Below are 22,653 nucleotides of genomic sequence, written 5' to 3'. Positions count from 1 at the left end.
GGACGAAGGGCCAAGTGAAAGCGTTTGATGATCTGTTGCTTACCCGGGGATGCCGTAAACCTTTAGCCGAAGGTCACGGCATGAGGCTACGCAAGATGAGGTTGGAGGTGAGCATGGGCGCTTCCTCGACGAAATCGAGGTTGTATTGCAGCAGCAAGGGATTGACGAAGGGCCGCAACGCGAGATGTATCGCTTCTACTGTTTCATCCAGCGGAGTCTTGCGTTCAAATTCGCCAACCTCTCGCCCCTCCCGAACGATTTGCGACACGAAGCTTTTGATCTGTGCGTCATAAGCCTGCGTACTGGGCCAGCTTTCCGCCGCCGCGAACGCTGCTATGTCATAGAGTTTGCGGTCGTTGAAGAACAGATTCACGCCTGTAGCAATAACTGTTTTGACCAAACGTCGAAAGCGCTCCGTCGGCGACAGGCCTTCGACATTGATCGCCTGCTCCACTGCCGCGACGATTTCTGCCAGGCAATTAGCGCAGATGGCCTCACCGATTGCTTGTTTGGAATCAAAGAATTTGTAGATGTAAGCCTTGGAAAACCCGATGGCCTTGGCCAGGTCGGAAACCGTGGTTTTGCTGTAGCCGTATTGGCTGAAGTGCTCGTTGGCCGCCGCGACAATCTGGTCTCGAATGTCGTGATCGGCTGGGCCACGGGTGCTGGGCGAAGATGAAGATATTGATGGCTGATTCATAGGAACAGCTTACTCATCCTGTCGACGACTGACAACTTGTGACCGATCAGCTACGCAGTCACAAAACAAGCCTCTCAACGCGTTCGGCTGAGCGCCTCGTCACCAGCCCGACGCGCTCGTTGCCCGTAACGACTACTAATCGTAAAACGCCTCAACCAACACCCGACTCCCCACAAAAAAACTATCCGCAACCAACCGCAACGGCTGCAAGTCCAGGTCACTGGCCTTGTCACCAATCAACTGCTGAAAATGCCGATACACCGCCGCGTACTCACCCTCCTCCGACACCGCTTGGCGCACGCCGTCGATACTCAACAGCGCACCACCGTTGTCCAGGCGCAGCACGCCTTCGGTGCAGCGAATCTCGATGCTCCAGAGTTCGTCATGGCCGTGGTCAAAGTCGAACTCCGCGCGGATATCGAGCTGGCGCGCGTCGGACATTTTGATGTCCGCAGCAATCGGCGACTGGCAGTTGTTGGGGACGCGCAGTTCGGCGGATTCGACAAACAGCGGCGACGGCAGCAGATGAGTAACTATCGACAAGGCATTGATGCCCGGATCGAAAACGCCCAGGCCACCGGGCTGCCAGATCCACGCCTGACCGGGGTGCCATTTGCGTACGTCTTCCTTCCAGTCGATCTGCACGCTTTGCAAGGTGCGGGTCGCCAGCCAGTCGCGGGCGGCTTCGATGCCGGGCGCGTAGCGCGAATGCCAGGCGAACAAACCACTGACGCCTTGTTCCGCGACCTGATTCACCAGCGCCATTGCTTCGCCCAAAGTGGCGCACGGCGGTTTTTCCACCAGCACATGTTTGCCCGCGGCCAGCGCCTGCTGCACCAGGGCGAAGCGGCCTTGCGGCGGTGTGCAAAACGCAATCGCATCGACGTGCGGGCCGTTTTCCAACAGCTCGCCCAGGGACTTGAAGTTCTCAACCCCGGCGCACGGTTGGCCTTGGGTGGCGACAGACACTAACTGGAACGCGGGATTGGCATGGATCGCGGGGACGTGTTGATCCTGGGCAATCTTGCCGTAGCCCACCAGACCGAGACGGATCGGTTGCATCAATGACTCCTGATTGTTTTTCTTATCTTGATAAGCGAACGCGCAAGATTACACCTCTCGGATCATTGATCGCAGCCCCCACCGAACCTTTACCCGGCAACTACCGTCCGAGTTAGAGCGTTAATGCCAAACACTCCGCTGCGAGGTCGCCGCTTGAAAGCCGCTGTCATCAAAAAATACCGCCTGATCATCAAGACCATGGGCTATGTGGGCTGGGCCCTGTTCTGGTTATTGCTGTGGGATATCGCCGTCACCGTGGACTTCATGCTGTTTCTCGACAGCAAGATCACCTTGCCGCTGATGCCTTTGACGTTGCTGGGTTCGGCGTTGGTGGTGCTGATCAGTTTTCGCAACAGCAGTGCCTACAATCGCTGGTGGGAAGCGCGCACGTTGTGGGGCGCGATGGTCAATAACTCCCGCAGCTTTGCGCGGCAAGTCCTGACGTTGCTGGATGACCGGGGTAACGAGGTCAATCCGATGAAGGCCACCCTGCTGCGGCGCCACGTGGCGTATGTGAATTGCCTGGCGGCGCACCTACGGGGTCAGCCGTGCCCGGACGAGATACGCGCGTTTATTCCCGCCGAAGAGTTCGCGCGCAGCGGCACCACCAATAATTTTTCCAACGACATTCTCAACGGAACGGCGGCGTTGCTGGCCCAGGAATACAAGGCCGAGCGCCTGGACAGTATTCGCCTGGCACGGCTCGAATCGACCCTGGTTGACCTGTCCAACAGCCAGGGCGGCATGGAGCGAATTGCCAACACGCCACTGCCCTACCCTTACGTGTATTTTCCACGGCTGTTTATTTCGCTGTTTTGCCTGATTGTGCCGGTGGGGCTGGTCGAGTCCCTGGGTTGGTTTACTCCGCTGGCCTCGACGGTGGTGGGCTTCATGCTGCTGGCCATCGAACGCATCGGCACCGATCTGCAAAGCCCGTTTCGCGACAGCGAGCACCAGATCCAGATGGAAGCCCTGTGCGAAACCATCGAGAAAAACCTGCAATCGATGCAGCGTGATTCGTTGCATGGCGATCGACTTGCGACCCCCGCTATCGCCTAGCGCTGATAAAAAAAGCGCCGGGCGGTGAATTATTCAGTGTCCTCATGTATCTGAACCAAAGAGTACGTGCCATTAAAACAATGGCAATGAAATGGATCAGCGACAGAGTAACTCGGATGAAATCACGCAAAAAAACCGTCAATCCGATCGGATTGGAAGACATCACCATTGTCGACGACGCCAAGATGCGCAAGGCGATCACCGCCGCCGCACTGGGCAATGCCATGGAATGGTTCGACTTCGGCGTCTATGGCTTTGTCGCCTATGTGCTCGGCAAGGTGTTCTTTCCCGATGCGTCCCCCAGCGTGCAGATGATTGCCGCGCTGGCGACCTTCTCGGTGCCGTTCCTGATCCGTCCTTTGGGCGGTCTGTTCTTCGGCGCATTGGGCGACAAATACGGGCGACAGAAGGTCCTCGCGGCCACCATCGTGATCATGTCCCTCAGCACCTTCGCCATCGGGCTGATTCCCTCCTATGCCTCGATTGGCATCTGGGCGCCGATCCTGCTGTTGCTGGCCAAGATGGCCCAAGGTTTCTCGGTCGGCGGCGAATACACCGGCGCCTCGATCTTCGTCGCCGAATATGCCCCAGACCGCAAGCGCGGTTTTCTCGGGAGTTGGCTGGACTTCGGCTCGATTGCCGGCTTCGTCCTCGGCGCGGGCTTGGTGGTGATGATTTCTGCGGTAATCGGCGAAGAGAAATTCCAGGAGTGGGGCTGGCGCTTGCCGTTCTTCCTCGCCCTGCCCCTGGGCATGATCGGCCTCTATTTGCGTAACGCACTCGAAGAGACGCCGGCATTCCAGCAGCACGTCGAAAAGCTTGAGCAAGGCGACCGTGAAGGTCTGGCGCGCGGCCCGAAAGTGTCGTTCAAGGAAGTGGCGACCAAGCACTGGCGCAGCCTGATGACCTGCATCGGCGTGGTGGCCGTGACCAACGTCACCTACTACATGCTGCTCACCTACATGCCGAGCTACCTCTCGCACAACCTGCACTACAGCGAAAATCGCGGCGTGTTGATCATCATCGCGATCATGGTCGGCATGTTGTTCGTGCAGCCTTTGATTGGCTTTATCAGCGACAAGATTGGCCGCCGGCCCTTCATCCTGTTTGGCAGCATCGCGCTCTTCTGCCTGGCGATTCCGGCCTTCATGCTGATCAACAGCGGCAAGCTGGGGCTGATTTTCTCCGGTCTGCTGATCATCGCCGTGGTGCTCAATTTCTTCATCGGCGTGATGGCTTCGACCCTGCCGGCGATGTTCCCCACCCACATCCGCTATAGCGCGCTGGCCAGTGCGTTCAACGTCTCGGTGCTGATCGCAGGCCTGACCCCGACTCTGGTGGCGTGGCTGGTGGAAAGCACCAACAACCTGTACATGCCGGCGTACTACTTGATGGTGATCGCCATTGTGGGTCTGGTGACTGGTATCACCATGAAAGAAACCGCCAACATGCCCCTGCGCGGCGCGGCCCCGGCGGCCTCCGACTTAGAGGAAGCGAAGGAACTGCTGCAAGAGCATGAAGACAATATCGAACAGAAGATCGAAGACATCGACGCTGAAATCGCCGTGTTGGAGGCCAAGCGCAAGAATCTGGTGCAACAGCATCCGCGCATTGAGTGACATCCGGTCAACCCGCACGTGTCCTATCGGCAATGGTGCGTTGGCTGGGGCGGCGGGTGTAGGCGCACGTTTAATCACACGAGGTGAATTGAACGCACGCCTACTTCATACAACGAACAGCTTACTCAATGCGTGATGGCTTCACATTCAGTGCGCTGCTCGCTGTTGGAGATCGAGTTGCAATTGCTTCTGCCTCCGCCTGCCTTGGCATTGCAGTAAGCGCGCTGGTCACTGTCGCTGATGCTGTTGCAATTGCTGCGGCCGCCGCCGCTTTCTGCATTGCAGGTGGCGCGCAGGGCGGAGTCGGAGATCGAGTTGCAATTGCTGCTGCCTCCACCGGCCTTGGCATTGCAGTAAGCGCGTTGGTCACTGTCGCTGATGCTGTTGCAATTGCTGCGGCCGCCGCCGCTTTCTGCATTGCAGGTGGCGCGCAGGTCGGAGTTGGAAATCGAATTGCATTTGCTGCTGTCTCTATCCGCCCTGGCATCGCAGTAAGCACGCTGATCACTGTCACTTAGGCTGTTGCAGCCGGCAAAGGCATAACCGCTAAGCATCAACAGCATCGCAACAATAATTCTCATCACTCTCTTCCCTGGTTTTCCGGGAAACAGCCCGGCACTGTCTGGCCCTGTAGGACGCGCGCTGCAAGGCGCATGTCAAATTGACACTACTGTTTAGAATAGTTCCCTTACTGCGGACGAAATAGCCATGTGGAAGCAATCACACGACTTGGTTGCGACCATTTCGCTTGGCTTGATAGTCCGCATCATCGGCACGCACCACCAGGTTTTCCACCGTGTCGTCCGCGCCGCAAGCCAAGCGCAAAAACCTGGTGCAACAGCACCCACGCATCGACTGACGGGGCGATCGGTCGTCAGCCCTGACGACCGATCAGCTCACTCGCCAACAACGCCGCCAACCCCATCGGCTTGGCAAAGTAATAACCCTGGGCCTGCCCCGCGCCCATTTCGCGCAGCAGGTCCAGGGTCGCTTCATCCTCGACACCTTCCGCCACCACACTCAGGTCCAGTGATTCGGCCATGCGCACAATCGCCCGGACGATTGCGCGGCTGCGCGGGCTGCTGGTCAGTTCGAGGATGAACGATTTGTCGATTTTCAAGCCACTGAAACGGTATTGATGCACGTAGCTCAGGGATGAAAACCCTGCGCCGAAATCATCCAGCACCACCGACATGCCGTTGTCGGCCAGTTGCTGCATGGTCAGTCGCGCAATCGCCGGCTCGGCGACCAGCGCACCCTCGGTCAATTCCAGGCAGATCCGCGACGGCGCGACCCCGTGTTGCGCCAGCAAGGCAAGCACGTCACTGGCGAAGTCCGGGCGCGTCATGCTGTAGCTGGAGCAGTTGACGTGCACCGGCGGCCAATTGGCGTGCTCGGGTTGTGCGAGGATCACCGCGATGCTGGTCAGCATGTACAAATCCAGTCGGCCGATCAGGCGCAATCCTTCGACATCCGGCAAAAACTCGCCCGGCGCGATCACCCGGCCGTCCGGCTGATGCCAGCGGATCAGCGCTTCGAGGGCCAGCAGTTCGCCGGTTTCAACGCTGACTATCGGCTGGAAATACGGCAGCAATTCGTTGGTGCGTTTGAGCGCGTTGCGCAACGCCCCTTCCCGTTCGACCTGGTCCGAAACTTCGCGGCGCACTTCCTGGTTGAACACCGCGTAACTGTCGCGCCCGGCACTCTTGACCCGGTACATCGCCGCATCGGCATCGCGCAACAAGTCAGCGGGCTCGTGATGGAACTGACTGTCAGCGCTGACAATGCCGATACTGCAAGATGAAAAAACCTGATGGCCATTGATGTTAAACGGCAGGTCAAACGCCACCAGGATCCGTTCGGCGATTTCGATCACCACCTCCAGCGGCGCCTCGGGCGCGAGCACCGAAAACTCATCGCCTCCCAACCGCGCGAGCATGTCGGTATCGCGCAGGCAACCGCGCAGACGCTGGGCAGCCTGCATCAACAGCAGGTCGCCGAAATGGTGGCCGAGGCTGTCGTTGACCATTTTGAAACGGTCGAGGTCGATGAACATCACGGCCAGGTGCCCGCCCTCGCTGCCGAACTGCGACCAGGCCTGACTAAGGCGCTGTTGCAGGTAGGTGCGGTTTGGCAGCCCGGTCAGCGCATCGTGGGAGTTTTCGTGTTGCAACTTGGCGTTGGCGTGATCGAGTTCGCGGGTACGGTTCTGCACCCGGGCTTCGAGCTTGAGGTTGGCGGCGTGGATCGCTTCAGCGGCGGTGCGGCGCGACAGGGCGGTGTCGATGTGTCGCGACACGAACGTCAGCAGTTCCTGATCGCGCAGGGTGTAGCGCACTTGCGAGGTATAGCTTTGCACCGCCAGCACGCCGCGCACCACATCGCCATCGAACAACGGGATGCCCAGCCAGGAATAGGATCGGTAGTAGACGTCGGCGGGTTCTATTTCAGCGTCCACCGTCAATCGATCAGCCTCATCGGCATCGATCAGGCAAGCTCGACGCTGACGGATCACGTACTCGGTCAAGCCCCGGCTGCCACGCCGTGCTACCGGGCGAACTGTTTGCCGCTCATCGACGTAATACGGAAAGGTCACTTCAGTTGTCGCGTCGTCGAACAGCGCAATGTAGAAGTTCTGCGCGAACAACAAATCACCGACGATGCCATGCAAGGTTTTAAACAACTCGGCCATGTCGCCGGGCTGGCTCGACAGTTCGGCGATCTGGAACAGCGCGCTCTGCAGATGTTCGGCGCGCTCCCGGTCGGCCACTTCCTGGCGCAAGGCGTCGTTGAGTGCCGAAAGCTCCAGGGTACGGCGCATCACCGTCTCTTCCAGGTCGGCGCGGTGCAGAATCCGGTCCAGCGCCATCGCCACGTGGCGGGCCACCACCAGGAACAGCGCGCGGTCTTCAGCGCTGTAGGCACGGGAAACGTCGTAGACCTGCATCGCCAGCATGCCAAACACGTCGTCCGAGGCATTTTTCAGCGGTGCGCCCATCCAGAACTCGGGACGATCGCCCACGCAGTAGAAACGCCCCTCGGCCTGAGCCGCGAGAATGCCCGCGGAGTCGATCAGCAACGGCTGGCCCGTGGTCAACACATAAGCGGTCAGCGACAGGTGCGCAGGGTCGAGGTATTCATAGTTTTCGGACTCCAGCGCTTCAACATCGATGATGTCGACGTAATACGGGTAGTCCATCTTGCCGGTGCGTGGGTCATATAGCGCGAGATAGAAGTTCTCGGCGTCGATCAGGCTGGCCAGTAGTTGGTGAACCCCCACCAGAAACACCGAGCGGTCGCGGGTCGAACTGGCCAGGTAAGTGATTTCATACAGCACGCGCTGGGTAATCTGCGCACGGGCCAGGGTATCGGTCTGGACCTGAATGCCCAGGCGCTGGGCAAATTCGTCGAGCGCCGGTTCTTCGGCATCGTCAATCGGTGCGAGCAACCAGCCGAGCACACTTTCGCCGCGACCGGTCGGCCAGCGGTGCAGGCGCCAGGTCTGGCAAAAGGCTTCAAAGTCTTCATTCGCAACGCTTGACGGCCACTGCACCCGCGGGTCGCCCTGCCCGACCAGATGCATTTGCTCACCGGCGCGATAAACCACCCAAGAAGTGGTATGCGCCCAGTTGCGTGCTGATTCCAGCAAATGTTCGATGGTATCCCCGTTGCCAGCGTAGGCCATGCCGAGCGTATCCACGTTCCCTTTTAGTTGAGAGGTGGTAACGCCGCAATCGTTCGATTGCCGCGCAGAGTCGGTCAATGGACGAAAACTCATTAGCGCTCCCTGGGCTAAAAAACTGGCGATACTTTCTTATTGAACACTAGCGATGTGCCAGTGATCTTTCCGTTTAAAGCTTATGGCAACTTTTATCAATAGTTTTATGCGCTTTAGTGCCAAGTATGGGACGGACGACGATTTATTCGCTAGTTATTGTTCAGCACCACCGCGTCCGCGCAAATCAACTTGTCCTATTCTTCATCCAACCAACCACTCTGGACATCAACATGCCCGCCCCGGAATCCACCCTTCTCGACAGTTGGCACCACAACGCCCAACCGTGGATTGATGCCATCCGCAACGGCACGATCGAAAGCCGCCTGCAGGTCACCGACCAGGCGATCCTGCTGGCGGTGCTAAGCCGTCAGCCTGAACGGGTTCTGGACCTCGGTTGCGGTGAGGGCTGGCTGTTGCGTGCATTGGCTGATCGAGCCATCGAGGCGGTCGGGGTGGATGGCGATGCGACGCTGGTCGAGGCGGCGCGAACGGCGGGTTCTTCGCAGGTGCGGGTGGCGAGCTATGAAGCGTTGGTGGAGGCGAAGATTGATATCGGCAGCGACTACGACCTGATCTGCGCCAACTTCGCCCTGTTGCACCAGGACATCATCCCGTTGCTCGCCGCCATGAACGCCCTGCTCGCCCCCGGTGGCGCGCTGGTGATCCAGACGCTGCATCCGTGGACGGCGGCGGCAGGCGATTATCAGGACGGCTGGCGCGAAGAGACGTTCGCCGGGTTCAAGGGCCAGTGGCAACCCATGCCGTGGTATTTCCGCACCTTGTCCAGTTGGCTGAATGCACTGGACATGGCTGGTTTTCGGCTGGTCGGCCTACAAGAACCGCAGCACCCGCAAAGTCCGGTGCCGCAGTCGTTGCTGTTGGTAGCTGAGCAACGGGGCTGAGCGCGGGCCATCACACGACTTGATTACGCCCATTGCGCTTGGCCTTGTACAGCGCATCATCAGCCCGAACCACCAGGCTTTCCACCGTATCGTTCGCATTGGCAAGGGCGACTCCGAACGACGCCGTCACCGTATCCAACACTTCATTGGTGCCGCGCGCCTTGATCCGCAGCGCCTGAATCTTCTGGCGCAGCAACTCGGCAACGTCACGGGCAGCCGAGAGGTCGGCGCAACCACGCAAGATCACGCAAAACTCTTCACCACCATAACGGGCCGCCAGGGCCTGGGGTGGCAGTGAGTTGCGCAGCACCTGCCCCACATGTTCAAGCACGCGGTCGCCCAGTGGATGGCCGTACTGATCATTGAATTGCTTGAAGTGATCGATATCCAGCATGACCAGCGCGACACCCTGCGCCTCGGTGCGCAGCGCTTGCTCCAGCACGCGGGAAAAGGTGTTGCGATTGAGCACTTGGGTCAGGCCGTCGAGCGTTGCGTCGAGTTGGGCTCGCTGCAGTTTATCGCGTAGGCTTTTGATCTCGTTTTGCGCCGAATGCAGTTGAGCGAGGAAGCGCTCTTGCTGATCGTGCATCGCCTGAGTGCTCTGTTGCAGCTCGATGAGGATGGTCGGCAATCGCTTGTCGTCCGGCTCTTCGAGCATTTCCAGGCATTGTCCGAGGCTGGCCTTGAAGTTGAGACTGCCACTGACGCTATGGGAGACGTCGCGCTCCATGCCATCAACCAGGTTGATCGCTTGCTGCTGGCCGGCGCGGGCATCTTCCAGTTCGTCGCGAATGATGAAGTCGCGGAACAACTTCGACGCAGATTCAGAGGGGAAATAGTCGAAGTCTTTGACCACCCGGTCCAGGTGACGATTGAGTTCCGGCTCCAGGCCTTTGCTGTAGGTGTACCAGAGCGCGTAGTGCACCGGATTCGGCGGAATATTGTGTCGCACCATGAGCGGCACGGCTTGTTTCAGCAACGCAGCCGCCTCGCGGTAGTCCTCTGGATACAGTGCTAAAGCAGTCGCATGCAGCTCTGATTGGCTCATGACTTCACTATTATTGGTTGTTATTGGCGATTGGCGCGGGAGCATAGCCTGACGTACATAAAACAGCCATCGCCCTGCTATAGCTGACCACAGTGGTAAATGTCCGGCGGGCTGATGCGCCAAAAAAGAAGCAGGCCTGCGTCACATCACGCATGTGCCTTTCCGACGGGGAACATGCCCTTGAAGGATTACCCGTTAACCGTTTACTTATTGCAGCCGATGCCTCTACCTCAGGGCATAGGAGCAATACCAGATGAGAAACAACCAACCAGTTACGCAGCGCGAGGTTGCCCTTGAACCTCAACAAAAACTCATCTCGACAACGGATGCACGAGGCGTCATCACGTACTGCAATGACGCCTTCGTCGATATCAGCGGTTTCAACAAGTCCGACCTGATCGGCGCGCCTCAAAACATCGTCCGTCACCCCGACGTGCCATCCGCCGTTTTTGCTCATATGTGGGGCGCGCTGAAGCAAGGCAAGCCGTGGATGGGCATCGTCAAGAATCGCTCCAAAAACGGCGACCACTACTGGGTCAACGCCTACGTCACGCCGATTTTCGAGGGGCGAGAGGTTGTGGGCTATGAATCGGTAAGGGTCAAGCCGACGGCCCAGCAGATCCGCCGCGCCGAAGCCCTCTATAAGCGCATCAGCCTGGGCAAGTCGGCCGTTCCGGGCAGAGATCAATGGCAACCCGTCCTGCTGGCCTGGTTGCCGGTTTTGACCATGGGCCTGGTGGGTGCACTGGGCGGCGTATTCCTCGGCATGCCGGGGGCGATCATGCTGGCTGTTGGAGTATCGGTGCCGCTTGGATTGTTCGTGTCGCGCCGACAAAACCGTGGGGCACTGCATTTGCTGGAAATGGCAGAAGCCTCAACCTGCGACGCATTGCTGGCCAAAATGTACAGCGATGAACGCGGGCCCCAGGCACGTCTTGAAACGGCGTTTGTCAGCCAGACCTCGCGGCTCAAGACGTGCCTCACCCGCCTGCAGGATACGGCTGAGCAACTGACCAGTCTGGCCGGCAGATCCGACGGCCTCGCCGCCGACAGTTCTCGTGGGCTTGACCGCCAGCGGGTCGAGACCGAGCAGGTGTCGACAGCGGTCAATCAGATGGCAGCCACCACCCAGGAAGTCGCCAGCCACGTTCAACGCACCGCAGACGCCACCCAGGAAGCCAATGTGCTGACCGGACGCGGCCGCGACGTAGCTCGCGACACCCGCGAAGCCATTCAGCGCCTCTCGGTGGTGGTGGGTGAAACCGGGTTGACGGTGGCGCAACTGGCCAAGGACAGCAATGAAATCGGCACGGTGGTTGACGTGATCAAGGGCATTGCCGATCAAACCAACCTGCTGGCGCTGAACGCCGCCATTGAAGCCGCGCGGGCAGGCGACATGGGTCGGGGCTTTGCGGTGGTCGCCGATGAAGTGCGTCAGTTGGCGCAGCGCACGACGCAATCCACGACGCAAATCCATGGGCTGATTTCCAAACTGCAGGTCTCGTCCAACAATGCGGTGAAATCCATGGAAAATGGTCGTCGCCAGGCCGAAGAAGGCGTGGCGTGGGTGCTGGAGGCCGACAAGGCATTGGTGGGAATCAGTGAAGCGGTGGCGAACATCACCGACATGACCACCCAGATCGCCGCCGCGACCGAAGAGCAAAGCGCCGTTGCCGAGGAAATCAGCCGCAACATCACCACCATCGCCAACCTGGCGGATCAAACATCTGAGCAAGCCAGGCATTCGGCAGAGCTCAGCAAGGAACTGACTCAGACCGCGAAAACCCAGTATTCACTGGTTGAGCGGTTTAACCGATAAAGCACAGAACCTGTGGGCGCAAACTTGCTCGCCAAAGCGGTGGATCAGTCAATGTTGATGTCGACTGGCATGACCCCTTCGCGAGCAGGCTCGCTGCCACAAGGGTGTATGGATGCCTGGGCTAGCTGCTTACTTGACCAACCGCGTTTCCTTGGACGGTCGGTAGCCAAAGTACGAGCTGTAGCATTTGCTGAAGTGGCTCGGCGACACAAAACCGCAAGCCACCAACACGTCCACCTGGGACAGTTCGGTGTGCTGCAGCAAGCGCCGCGCCTCGGTAATGCGCAGTTCCATGTAATAGCGTTGCGGCGTGGTGCCCAGTTGTTCCTTGAACAAACGCTCGAGTTGACGACGGGAACGACCGGCGTAAACCGCCAGTTGCTCCAGCTCCAGCGGTTCTTCGAGGTTGGCATCCATCAGCTTCACTACCTCGCGCAAGGGTGCGCTGACGCAGATATTTTCCGTCGGTTTGATGCGCCGGTAGCGGGATTCTTCGAAGGCCAGGATGTCTTCGATGCCTTCGACGAGTGCTTTGTCGTGCAAGCCTTTGATCCAGTCCAGCGCCATGTGAAAAGCCCCGGAAGGACTGGATGCCGTGAGCCGGTCGCGATCGATCACGTAGGGTTCGCTGGTGACTTGCGCGGCTTTGGCGATTTCCGCCAGTGCGGGGCGATGTTCGGGGTGGATGGCGCAACGGTAGCCGTCGAGCAAACCGGCGCTGCCGAGGAACCACGCGCCGTTCCACAATCCGGACAGGATTACGCCGTGGTCTGCCGCGCTTCTGAGCAGGTGGATCAACTCATCGCTGGCTTTGAGTTCGGTGCGGTAGCCGCCACAAATGACCAGCAGGTCCAGGTCTTGAATCGCGGCACCGTCGAAACGCGCATCGGGCCGGATGACCAGACCCAGGTCGCTGATAACTTCGCCATCGTGCAAACCGAACGTTCGGGTGGAAAACAACTTGGGGCGCAGCAAGTTCGCGGTGACGATCGTGTCCAGCGCTTGCGTGAAGGCCGGCAGTGAAAAATGCTCCAGCAACAAAAAGCCTGTGCGCGCCATGGGGACTGGCTCACCCGATTGCTCATTCAAATAGCGGAGATTTTTCCCCTTCATGCCTCCGCTGAATTGGCGTCGTTCGATCAAGGTCTGGGTTACTCGGTGATGAGGGCTGATAACCCCACATGCTAACCCCCAGACTGGTGTTCGGGCTATCGGGCTGAATCCCTGACCTTTCTTTTGATCTTTGTAGGAGCGAGGCTTGCCCGCGAAGAACGATGACGCGGTGTGTCAGGCCTGACGCCTTCGCGAGCAAGCTTCGCTCCTACAAGGGATTGGTGTTGGCCGCAAATCCTGAGACCAACATAAAACCAATGTGGGAGCGGGCTTGCTCGCGAAAGCGGTGTGTCAGATGGCAGAGTTTTCGGCTGGGCTGACGCCTTCGCGAGCAAGCCCGCTCCCACAAAGGGATCGGTGTTGGCCGCACATCCGGCGAACGACACCTAACCCATGTGGGAGCGAGCTTGCTCGCGATGACGGTGGTACAGCCACCTCGATCCAACTGAAGAACAGCTTACAGATCCGTAATTTCTTTATGCTGCGGCACCAGCGCTTTCATCACGCTCCACGCCACCAGATAGGCCAGTGCGCAGATGGCGAACATGATCATGTAGCCGGTGTGAATGTCGTTGATCGATTTGTAGTAGTCGAACACCCAACCGCCGATCTTGGTCATCACCACGCCGCCCAAACCACCGGCCATGCCGCCAATCCCGACCACCGACGCCACGGTTTTTTGCGGGAACATGTCGGACACGGTGGTGAAGATGTTGCACGACCACGCCTGGTGCGCCGACGCGCCCACACCGATCAACAGCACCGGCACCCAGAAGCTGATGTAGCCGAACGGTTGCGCCAGCAACACCAGCAGCGGGAACAGTGCAATCACCAGCATGGCTTTCATGCGACCGTCATACGGCTTGTCGCCGCGTGCCATGAAATAGCTCGGGAACCAGCCGCCGCCGATGCTGCCGACCATGGTCATGCTGTACAGCACCGCCAACGGAACCACGATATCCGGGCCTTTCATGCCGTATTGCGCCGACAGATAGGTCGGCAGCCAGAACAGGAAGAACCACCACACGCCATCGGTCATGAACTTGCCGAACGCAAAAGCCCAAGTCTGGCGATAGGTCAGTAACTTGAACCAGGAGACTTTCTTGGCCACTTCGCCCGCTACCGGCGTAGCGATCACTTGCACCGGTTCATCGCTGCGGATGTAAGCCAGTTCCGCTGCCGACAGACGCTTCTGCTGCTCCGGCTTCTGGTACAGCGTGATCCACACGGCCACCCAGACGAAGCCCAACATGCCGATCACGATAAACGCCGCTTCCCAACCCCACAGGCCTGCAATCAACGGCACGCAGATCGGCGCCAGGATTGCGCCCACGTTGGCGCCAGAGTTGAAGATGCCGGTGGCGAACGAGCGTTCTTTCTTCGGAAAATATTCCGCAGTGGCTTTGATCGCAATCGGGAAGTTACCCGCCTCACCGATCGCCAGCACCGCGCGGGACAACATGAAACCGGCAATCGACACCGGAATCACCGCCAGGCCGAACGCGCTGCACACTGCGGCGATCCCCTCGCCCATCGGCACCGCAAACGCATGCATTATCGCGCCGGTCGACCAGATGCAGATCGCCACCACAAACGCGGTCTTGGTGCCGATCTTGTCGACCACACGACCCGCGAACAACATGGAAATGGCGTAGACAAACTGGAACACCGAAGCAATGTTGGCGTAATCGGTGTTACTCCAACCAAACTCCGTGGACAGCCCCGGCGCCAACAGACTGAGCACCTGGCGGTCGAGGTAGTTGACGGTGGTAGCAAAAAACAACAGCGCGCAGATCGTCCAACGGTATTTGCCTACGGCTTGGCCGACACGTTGCGCATTGATGGGCTCATTCAGATTCATAGCATCACTTTATTATTGGATTAGGGTGATGAACTCTCGACAACCGGACGAGAGCACAGGTGCACGTTCTCCATGCCCGGCGGCTGGAGTCAGACCTGTAGCAACTGCTATGGGGTGTTTGTTGAAACCGTTGCCTGCAACGGGCCGGACTGTGCATCAAGGCAAGCAGTCAGGAGCGAACCACGGGGAGCGGCATTCGGGGAGACGAGTACGCAGGTTGGATTCATGATGGGGCCGACACTCTTTTTTATTTTTAGGGTTCAACAGTCGATCTATCGTCTGTCGTCGTACAACTGTGCCTTTTATATCGAGGCTCATACCTGGCTGTCAATCTGAAAGATGGCCGTTCGTCATGACACGACCTCTCGATCCAGATCCAGCTCTGTAGGGAATACGACGGGTACAGGCAGGTTCAGTGCTGTGAGTTGCCACGCGAATAGCAGATAGGATGGAAAAAGCCGTTGTACGACAACGAAAGGTCTAACTGGCGCGGGATATCATTCATCAACGCTGCAATCGACATCGCCTGCGCCCATATGATCGAAGCCAGTCAGCATGACCGAAGTAACTCCTGAAGACGGATCGCTTGGGCGTTTGCCCCTCGAATCATCAGTCGATTCATATTGAACGCTGGTGTCCATGATATTTTCCGGCACTGTCCCCTGCTCTGCTTCTGACAACAAATAGGCTTCGGCACGCGGCAATTTAAAGGCGCTGCGGACCTCGGCCTCGTTGTATGTTCCCTTGAGCAAGAGCGTCACCTGCTGCAACTCCCCATGCTCCCAGCTCAGTTGCACCTGCGTCGCGAGCGGATGAATCCTGGCAGCCAGGTTTGCGGGCAATTCCGGGCCTTCGGTGTAGGCATCGCCATTGCTGCAGGGGTCGCCTTGATTTTCGTAGCCCTTCAAGCTGCAGTTGAAGCGCTTGTCGCGATGCCCCAGCGACTGCTCCATATAGCAACCAAACTCGCTCGAAGACATGCGCGGCCATGCCAGCACATCGACGGTGGGCGGCGGCAGCCCCGCCCCCAAGGTCGGCCCTGCACAAGCGAGCAACGCGATGAACATCGCCATTTCGGTATTGATCTTGAGCATCTTTCTTTGCACCAGAGGGCCAGGGTCGATCATTCCACCAACGATACCAGACGCGGCTCCATCGACGCCGTCAGCACCTCAACCAGCGCCAACGTCACCGGCAACCTGAAGCGCCGCCGCCCTGCACTGCCGGGGTTGAGAAAAAGCCGTTCACCGCGCCATTCAATCAGTGGCTTATGCGAATGGCCGGTGATCACCAGCCTCACGTCCGCATCGAGTGCAACGGGGACATCGGCAATGTCATGCACCAACAGCGTCCTCCATCCATTGAGGTCGAAATACAGAAGATCGGGAATCTGTTTTGCCCACGGCGCATCCAGGTCGTTGTTGCCACGCACGACGTATAGCGGAGCGATGGCCGCCAGTTGCTCAAGGATTTGCGCGCTGCCAATGTCGCCCGCATGAACGATCCGTTCACAGCCCTGCAACGCCGCAATTGCTTCGGCACGGAGCAAACCATGGGTGTCAGAAATCACACCAATTTTCATGTACCGCTCCAGATAAATGAGTGACCTCGCCACCGGTCATTGCCATTGAACTCTCGCCTCACAGCACCGTCCAGCAGCGCCTGCAAACCCGCAATCTTCCCTTCAGAAATCAATCAGTAACAACAACCGAAAACGCTTTGAATTTTTTTCTGACGCCACCACTCCTTTATCTATGAGCAAATGGAGGGGGCCTCATGAAGACCGATCTTTACATCATTGAATACCAGCTTCACGGGCAGACAAAATCATTCATCATCCGCGCGCAAAGCATGACCAATGCCCAGGCCTGGCACTGGGCGAGTTGTGATGCGGGGATAGCGCCGATACCAAAACCTGGCAGGCCACCACTCAAAGTCGTGTCCAAACCCCAGGCGGAAAAGTATGGGCTGACCGAAGTCAAATGGCGCGAGTCAGCGACGTTGAACTGGACGGAGGTTTCGACATCATGACCTGTGGCCGGCAGCATCCCCGCATAAGTTTGCTGTTGAATATGTCGGCGTTGGATTGAAGCAAAGCCTCCCCAATCATAAATCAACCAGTCGTGGGAAAAATTCTCGCATTCGGGGCATTTGTGAGTTGGTGGAGGACTGCTTGCGATGTAACCACAGCGGGTCAATACCCGAGACCAGTGAGCGGCCTCTATCCTGCTAGTACCAGAGACATGTCCGGATACTTCGCGCATATGAAATCGACGAATGCTCGAACTTTTGGAGTAATCAGGCGCCTGGAGGTATGCAAGACCCAAAGCTCGGGTTCTACACCCGATACCGTGCCCCACTGGACCAACTCGCCACGGGCGAGCTGGTTCCATGCGATGGACTGTGGAATCAGGGCAACACCACCACCGGCGACAGCCGCATCGCGGACCATCAGTAACGAGGAGAATCGCAGCTTTGGAATAGGCTCCAGCACCAAACGCCCTCCGTCGAGACTCCAGTGGGTCGGCTGGAAGCTCGACGTTACAATGCCAGGAATGGGTCTGACTTCCCCGGGATCGGGCTTGATCACTTCTGGCGCCGCCACTACTACCAGCCGGTCTTTGGCGAAGCATCGGCCGACCAAATTGCTGTCTGGGCTCGGGTTGATCCGGATAGCGACGTCGAATTGTTCCTCCACAAGGTCAACCAGGCGATCCTCCGCCACGACTTCGATTTCGACCTCCGGGTAGGCGGCGCAGAATTCTGCTCCGATGCGGCCCATTGCAAGCTGGGAGAACAGGACTGGGGAGGCGACACGCAAGCGTCCGCGAGGCGTCGACACGCCCTCACGAGCCGTTGTCATGGCATCGGCCACCTCGCTCAACGGTCCTTCTGTTCGAGCCATCAACAGTTCGCCAGCTTCGGTCAGCTTCAGGCCGCGAGCGCTGCGCTCGATGAGCCTCACCCCGAGTTGCTCCTCAAGGTCGGAGATCCGACGCGACAAGGTGGCTTTGGATATGCCGCTAGCACGGCTCGCCTTTCCAAGCCCCTCATTCGTTGCGACGAGTATGAAATCGATCAGAGCGTTCAGATTCATGGTGCTCCACTTTTGAAACGAAGTGTCTGCATTTTGGTGTCTGCGCATTATCCGTGCAACAGCCTATCTTCTCGTCATCGGAACTCGATACGAGGAACTGCAAATGAGCGCCCTGCAACGAGCTGTACTGATCCGGGCATACGGCGGCGCTGGCGCCGTGGAAGTGGCCAAAATCAAAAAACCGGAACCTGAACAAGACGAGGTCCTCGTCCGGGTTCGTGCCGCCGGCGTAAACGGCATTGACTGGAAAGTCCGCGAAGGTCATGTCCGAAACGCGTTTACGCTTCCATTACCAATAGTGCTGGGCGCCGAGATGGCGGGGGTTGTCGAGGCTGTCGGCCCCGGTGTCTCTCGCTTTCGCATCGGCGACCGTGTCATGGGCGCGATTGGGAAACTGGGCGCCTACGCCGAATTCGTGAGCGTCAGTGAATCGAGCCTCTCCCTTACGCCTGAGAATCTTGATGATGTGCATGCGGCTGCGGTTCCTGTCGCAGCCGTGGCAGCCTGGAAGAGCCTCCATCATGCGGGGCCGATCCATCCAGGCCAGCGAATCCTTATTCATGGTGCTGCCGGTGGGCTGGGCGCCTATGCCGTGCAGTTTGCCAAGCGGGCAGCTGCCGAGGTCTTCGCAACGGCGGCCACGGCTGACCTGGACTATGTGCGCAGCCTCGGCGCCGATCATGTCATCGACTATCAAGCCCAACGTTTCGAGGAAGTCGTCCGGGACATTGACCTGGTGCTCGACTACGTCGGGGGCGAAGTACTGGATCGCTCCTGGCAGGTGCTGGCTGAGAACGGCGCCATTGTCGGCACGTCATCACCCGACATTCTGGCGCGTACACCGGCGAATCGCCGCGGCCTGTGGTTCATGAACAAACCTGATCCCGAACTTCTGGCTTCGCTGGCAAACGAAATCGCCAGCGGCACGTTGCGGTCCAGGATCGGAGAGGTCATTGGCTTCGCAGACATACCCACGGCGATTGAACGCAATCGCACCGTTTCCGGAACTGGAAAAGTCGTTGCGGACTTCTCTCGCTGATCCACTCCCTCTAATCACTGCAGGAGATTCAAAATGAGCATTCTCGTTATTGGTGCCACGGGCACCATTGGTTCACTCGTCACTCAGGGCCTTGCCGACGCGGGCGCCGAAGTCAAAGCGCTCGTGCGCCAAGCGGGTAAGCGGGACTTCCCGGCAGGCGTCACTGAAGTTGTCGCAGACCTCACCGATGTACCTTCGATGCGCACTGCGCTGTCTTCGGTACGGACGCTGTTTTTGCTCAACGCCGTTACACCCGACGAGGTCACGCAAGCCCTTATTACGTTGAACCTCGCTCACGAGGCCGGCATTGAGCGCATCGTTTACCTCTCAGTGATTCATGCCGACAAGTTCACCAATGTTCCGCACTTCACTGGCAAGCATACCGTTGAGCGCATGCTCGAAAGCCTCGACATCCCCGCGACTATTCTGCGTCCGGCTTACTTTATGCAAAACGACCTGATGGTCCAACAGACGATCCAGAACTACTCGGTGTACCCGATGCCGATCGGCTCGGCGGGCGTCTCGATGATTGATGCGCGCGACATTGCCGATGTCGCCGTGGCAGAACTGCTGCGACGCGACAAGGCATCTTCGGCTCTCGATCGTGTAACGCTGGAGTTGGTTGGGCCACAAGCACTGACGGGTGCATCCGTGGCCAAGACCTGGAGTTCAGCCCTGGGTCACGAGATCGCTTACGGCGGTGACGATGTAGCGGCCTTCGAAGGGCAACTGGCTTCGTACGGCCCCGGCTGGTTGGCATACGACATGCGCCTGATGATGGCGGGTATCCAGACGTTCGGCATGCAAGCCGCTGAAGGAACCGTGGACCGACTGGAAGCCATCATTGGGCACCCGCTGCGTTCTTACGAAGACTTCGTCCGCGAAGCGACTGCCGGCGTTTAAAACAGGGCGGGGGGGCATTATTTTCAACCAATGCATTGTCCCCTGTTAACCCATCTTCGTTCGGCTCCGCGCCGTCTAAAGTGGACACTGACATGAGTAATAAAGCGTTCAATCAATCCGCCAGCACGAGCACGGCGTTCAAGTACACGTCCCTTGGATTACGTCTTATAGCGGCCTTGGCGTTTCTGGCAGCTGGCGGTGCCAAGCTCGCTGGCGTGCCAATGATGGTCGAGATCTTCGAACATATTGGCTTGGGTCAGTGGTTTCGTATCACGACGGGGCTGATCGAAATCAGCGCTGCAGTCGCTTTGTTCATACCCGTCACCATAGGACTTGGAGGGCTGCTGCTGGCGATCACTATGTGCGTTGCGATTTTCACCCACCTCTTCGTTATCGGGGGCAGCCCTGTACCGGCCGTCTTGTTGCTACTCATCACAGCCAGTATTGCCTGGCTCCATCGCGACAGCATTTTGAGTCTGATCCGTCCAGTGTAAGCCTCACCTTGCAGGAATCAACGCGATGACTACTTCCTCAACCGCTCCTGACACCCGAGTCTCCCGGCCTATTACTCATCGCACTCGAGGAGCGGCAGGCCATGGGCCTATAACCCGCCTGATGAGTCCTTCTGACCTGGGTCGGTTCCTCAAGCCCTTCGTGTTCCTTGATATCTTTGACGTCAGGGGCAATGTCATGCGCGAGTCTTGCCCATAAATTCGGCCTGGACTAGTCAGTCGTCAAGACTCCAAAAGTCAGTCTGCCCTTTACGCCCTTGTTGAATTCGCGATTGCTTGCCGTACCTCGCGCACGTCGCGTGCAGGCGATACGCCGAATTGCCTTAGGTACTCGCGGCTAAACTGTGATGCGCTCTCATAGCCGACAGCGAACGCCACGTCAGACGCACGATGCTCGCCAGCAAGCAAAAGCTGGCGAGCTTCCTGCAATCTGAGCTGTTTCTGATATCGGAGGGGACTGAGGCCGGTCATCGACAGAAAATGGCGATGCAGACTTGCCCGGCTCATGCCGCTTGCATCGCACAACGCATCGATGCGAAGTCGGACATTGTAATTGTCTCGGATCCACGCAACGGCCCGTCGGATGCTACCCAGTGCGCCTTCGGGTTGGGCAATTTGACGCAGTAGCCGCCCCTGAGGGCCTAGTAGAAGACGATAGAGCAACTCCCGTTCAACCATGGGGCCGAGAACCGGGATATCGGCAGGCGTGTCAAGCAATGACAATAAGCGCAGCAACGTGTCACGCAGCGAAGCGGTCATCGGGTTAATCGTGATGCCTATCCCCTTTTGTTCGCTCTCGCGAACCGGGGGCATAGTCGTCGCCAGTTCCGCCAGTATGGCCGGATCCAGAACGAGCGATACCGCAACGTAGGGCTGCCCTCCTTCAGCATCTAGAATCTGCCCGATCAACGGCAGGTCCAGGGCGCTGATGAGATATTGCTCACTGTCGTAGCTTAGAAGATTGTCGTTAATCGCAACGCGCTTCGAACCTTGAAGAATGAAGCAGATCATCGAGCGATAAAGGCATGGCGCCTTGTCTGTAGAGCCTTGTCCGACGCAGATGTCTACACGCGGAATCGGTGTAAAAGTCAAACCCGGTGGCGCATGGCGCAGGGCTATATCAAGATGCGGAGCAAGGTCATTGTTCATGAGCCGATTATTCCTACGCCCCGCGACCGCGCAATGTGATTGATACAATCAGGCAATAAACTGAGCTTATTGGGTGTGGGTTACAAACCTGTCATTGCCTATCTTGAGCGGGTCAAAAACGCGCAGAAACGCGCGTTTACCTAGCAGAGACAATCCATGACCAATCAGATCGCACTCATCACTGGCGCCAGCCGTGGCCTTGGCCGCAACATGGCGCTTCACCTTGCCAAGCGCGGCGTCCACATCATCGGCACCTATCGCAGCGGCGAGGCAGAAGCCGAATCGCTGATGCGAGAAATCGAGGCACAGGGCGGCAAGGCCGCGATGCTGCCGCTAGACATCACCGATACTGCCAGCTATCAAGATTTTTCTAACGCACTGACTGATACGCTGAAGACAGACTTCGGCCGCGAGCGCTTCGACTTCCTCATCAACAATGCCGGCAATGGCCTCTTTGCGAACTTTGTTGACGCGACCGAGGACCAGTTCGGCTCACTGGTCGCCACACACCTTCGCGGGCCGATTTTCCTGACACAGAAGCTGTTACCGCTCGTGGAAGACGGCGGTCGTATCCTGAACGTTTCCTCCGGCTTCGTGCGCTTTACTCTGCCGGGCTACAGCATTTATGCGGCGGTGAAAGCTGCAGTCGAGGTGCTGACCCGTTTCATGGCCGTAGAACTCGGTTCGCGCCGAATTCGAGTGAATGCAATTGCCCCAGGCGCCATCGCAACCGATTTTGGCGGTGGTGCGGTGCGCGACAACAAGGATGTGAACGCCTATGTGGCACAGGGCATCGCGCTGGGCCGTGTCGGTCTGCCGGATGATATAGGCGGTGCGGTTGCCGCCATCCTGTCCGATGACATGGCCTGGGCTAACGGGACGACTTTTGACATCTCGGGCGGGCAGTTGCTGTAGCCACCGCTGCCTTCACTCCATCCTGTCGCCGCCCTATCGAGAGACAACCCGATGGGAAAGGTGCCGTTGCCCAAGGT

General features: G+C 58.4%; 20 protein-coding genes and 1 pseudogene. 10 read left to right on the top strand and 11 right to left on the bottom strand.

Annotated elements, in window-relative coordinates; translation table 11 throughout:
• Positions 1 to 73: 73 nt before the first annotated feature.
• Positions 74 to 700, bottom strand: a complete 627-nt coding sequence (locus ACIOYV_RS15190) for a TetR/AcrR family transcriptional regulator (RefSeq protein ID WP_163909508.1) — start codon at positions 698 to 700, stop codon at positions 74 to 76.
• A gap of 135 nt (positions 701 to 835) precedes the next feature.
• Complete coding sequence (locus ACIOYV_RS15185; protein ID WP_401324696.1) at positions 836 to 1,762, bottom strand: Gfo/Idh/MocA family protein; 927 nt, start codon at positions 1,760 to 1,762, stop codon at positions 836 to 838.
• 153 nt (positions 1,763 to 1,915) lie between these two features.
• On the opposite strand from ACIOYV_RS15185, the gene ACIOYV_RS15180 reads away from it, so the two are divergent.
• Together ACIOYV_RS15180 and proP are read left to right on the top strand one after the other, a co-directional pair.
• Positions 1,916 to 2,821, top strand: a complete 906-nt coding sequence (locus ACIOYV_RS15180) for a bestrophin family protein (RefSeq protein WP_401324781.1) — start codon at positions 1,916 to 1,918, stop codon at positions 2,819 to 2,821.
• A gap of 116 nt (positions 2,822 to 2,937) precedes the next feature.
• Positions 2,938 to 4,440 carry a glycine betaine/L-proline transporter ProP gene (proP, locus tag ACIOYV_RS15175; RefSeq protein WP_401324695.1) on the top strand — a complete coding sequence of 501 codons (1,503 nt, stop codon included), beginning with the start codon at positions 2,938 to 2,940 and terminating at the stop codon, positions 4,438 to 4,440.
• A 125-nt stretch (positions 4,441 to 4,565) separates the two neighbouring features.
• Here proP and ACIOYV_RS15170 read toward each other — a convergent pair whose 3' ends face one another.
• Together ACIOYV_RS15170 and ACIOYV_RS15165 are read right to left on the bottom strand one after the other, a co-directional pair.
• Positions 4,566 to 5,021, bottom strand: a complete 456-nt coding sequence (locus ACIOYV_RS15170) for a hypothetical protein (protein WP_401324780.1) — start codon at positions 5,019 to 5,021, stop codon at positions 4,566 to 4,568.
• 293 nt (positions 5,022 to 5,314) lie between these two features.
• Positions 5,315 to 8,218 (bottom strand): EAL domain-containing protein, encoded by a 2,904-nt coding sequence (locus tag ACIOYV_RS15165; protein WP_401324694.1) that lies wholly within the window; start codon positions 8,216 to 8,218, stop codon positions 5,315 to 5,317.
• 230 nt (positions 8,219 to 8,448) lie between these two features.
• On the opposite strand from ACIOYV_RS15165, the gene ACIOYV_RS15160 reads away from it, so the two are divergent.
• Positions 8,449 to 9,120 (top strand): class I SAM-dependent methyltransferase, encoded by a 672-nt coding sequence (locus tag ACIOYV_RS15160; protein ID WP_401324693.1) that lies wholly within the window; start codon positions 8,449 to 8,451, stop codon positions 9,118 to 9,120.
• A 10-nt stretch (positions 9,121 to 9,130) separates the two neighbouring features.
• Here ACIOYV_RS15160 and ACIOYV_RS15155 read toward each other — a convergent pair whose 3' ends face one another.
• The gene (locus ACIOYV_RS15155; protein WP_401324692.1) at positions 9,131 to 10,168 is read right to left on the bottom strand and encodes a GGDEF domain-containing protein; all 1,038 of its coding nucleotides are present in this window, start codon (positions 10,166 to 10,168) and stop codon (positions 9,131 to 9,133) included.
• Positions 10,169 to 10,481: 313 nt separating this feature from the next.
• On the opposite strand from ACIOYV_RS15155, the gene ACIOYV_RS15150 reads away from it, so the two are divergent.
• Positions 10,482 to 11,987 carry a methyl-accepting chemotaxis protein gene (locus tag ACIOYV_RS15150; RefSeq protein WP_401324779.1) on the top strand — a complete coding sequence of 502 codons (1,506 nt, stop codon included), beginning with the start codon at positions 10,482 to 10,484 and terminating at the stop codon, positions 11,985 to 11,987.
• Between the two features lie 129 nt (positions 11,988 to 12,116).
• Here the strand turns inward: ACIOYV_RS15150 and ACIOYV_RS15145 are convergent, their stop codons facing one another.
• The 4 genes from ACIOYV_RS15145 to ACIOYV_RS15130 all read right to left on the bottom strand — a co-directional run bounded on the left by ACIOYV_RS15145 (position 12,117) and on the right by ACIOYV_RS15130 (position 16,543).
• Complete coding sequence (locus tag ACIOYV_RS15145; protein ID WP_401324690.1) at positions 12,117 to 13,130, bottom strand: GlxA family transcriptional regulator; 1,014 nt, start codon at positions 13,128 to 13,130, stop codon at positions 12,117 to 12,119.
• Positions 13,131 to 13,557: 427 nt separating this feature from the next.
• The gene (locus ACIOYV_RS15140) at positions 13,558 to 14,961 is read right to left on the bottom strand and encodes an MFS transporter (RefSeq protein ID WP_401324688.1); all 1,404 of its coding nucleotides are present in this window, start codon (positions 14,959 to 14,961) and stop codon (positions 13,558 to 13,560) included.
• A gap of 497 nt (positions 14,962 to 15,458) precedes the next feature.
• Positions 15,459 to 16,055, bottom strand: a complete 597-nt coding sequence (locus ACIOYV_RS15135; protein ID WP_401324686.1) for a hypothetical protein — start codon at positions 16,053 to 16,055, stop codon at positions 15,459 to 15,461.
• Between the two features lie 29 nt (positions 16,056 to 16,084).
• Positions 16,085 to 16,543 (bottom strand): metallophosphoesterase family protein, encoded by a 459-nt coding sequence (locus ACIOYV_RS15130; RefSeq protein ID WP_401324685.1) that lies wholly within the window; start codon positions 16,541 to 16,543, stop codon positions 16,085 to 16,087.
• Positions 16,544 to 16,737: 194 nt separating this feature from the next.
• Here ACIOYV_RS15130 and ACIOYV_RS15125 point away from each other — a divergent pair, with 194 nt between their 5' ends.
• Entirely contained in the window at positions 16,738 to 16,992 is a 255-nt protein-coding gene (locus tag ACIOYV_RS15125; RefSeq protein WP_163909496.1) for a DUF6555 family protein, read from the top strand.
• Positions 16,993 to 17,182: 190 nt separating this feature from the next.
• Here the strand turns inward: ACIOYV_RS15125 and ACIOYV_RS15120 are convergent, their stop codons facing one another.
• A complete protein-coding gene (locus ACIOYV_RS15120; protein WP_401324682.1) occupies positions 17,183 to 18,058 on the bottom strand; it encodes a LysR family transcriptional regulator in 876 nt (291 codons plus the stop codon).
• Between the two features lie 103 nt (positions 18,059 to 18,161).
• On the opposite strand from ACIOYV_RS15120, the gene ACIOYV_RS15115 reads away from it, so the two are divergent.
• The 4 genes and pseudogenes from ACIOYV_RS15115 to ACIOYV_RS15100 form a co-directional block, all read left to right on the top strand.
• On the top strand, positions 18,162 to 19,097 hold the full coding sequence (locus ACIOYV_RS15115; RefSeq protein WP_401324681.1) for an NADP-dependent oxidoreductase: 936 nt from the start codon (positions 18,162 to 18,164) through the stop codon (positions 19,095 to 19,097).
• A 33-nt stretch (positions 19,098 to 19,130) separates the two neighbouring features.
• Positions 19,131 to 20,000, top strand: a complete 870-nt coding sequence (locus ACIOYV_RS15110; protein ID WP_401324679.1) for an NmrA/HSCARG family protein — start codon at positions 19,131 to 19,133, stop codon at positions 19,998 to 20,000.
• Between the two features lie 92 nt (positions 20,001 to 20,092).
• Positions 20,093 to 20,494, top strand: coding sequence for a DoxX family protein (locus ACIOYV_RS15105; RefSeq protein WP_401324678.1), 402 nt, complete (start codon positions 20,093 to 20,095; stop codon positions 20,492 to 20,494).
• A gap of 25 nt (positions 20,495 to 20,519) precedes the next feature.
• A pseudogene (locus tag ACIOYV_RS15100) lies at positions 20,520 to 20,672 on the top strand (pirin family protein); the annotation flags it as partial.
• An 89-nt stretch (positions 20,673 to 20,761) separates the two neighbouring features.
• Here the strand turns inward: ACIOYV_RS15100 and ACIOYV_RS15095 are convergent.
• The gene (locus tag ACIOYV_RS15095; protein WP_163909491.1) at positions 20,762 to 21,661 is read right to left on the bottom strand and encodes an AraC family transcriptional regulator; all 900 of its coding nucleotides are present in this window, start codon (positions 21,659 to 21,661) and stop codon (positions 20,762 to 20,764) included.
• Positions 21,662 to 21,817: 156 nt separating this feature from the next.
• Here ACIOYV_RS15095 and ACIOYV_RS15090 point away from each other — a divergent pair, with 156 nt between their 5' ends.
• The gene (locus tag ACIOYV_RS15090) at positions 21,818 to 22,576 is read left to right on the top strand and encodes an SDR family NAD(P)-dependent oxidoreductase (RefSeq protein WP_054615316.1); all 759 of its coding nucleotides are present in this window, start codon (positions 21,818 to 21,820) and stop codon (positions 22,574 to 22,576) included.
• Positions 22,577 to 22,653: the final 77 nt, after the last annotated feature.

This window comes from Pseudomonas sp. NPDC087342, from assembly GCF_044744265.1.
GTDB classification, from domain to species: domain Bacteria; phylum Pseudomonadota; class Gammaproteobacteria; order Pseudomonadales; family Pseudomonadaceae; genus Aquipseudomonas; species Aquipseudomonas nunensis.
Note: the sequence above shows the minus strand (reverse complement) of the source record. Positions and strands in the feature narration are given on the sequence as shown.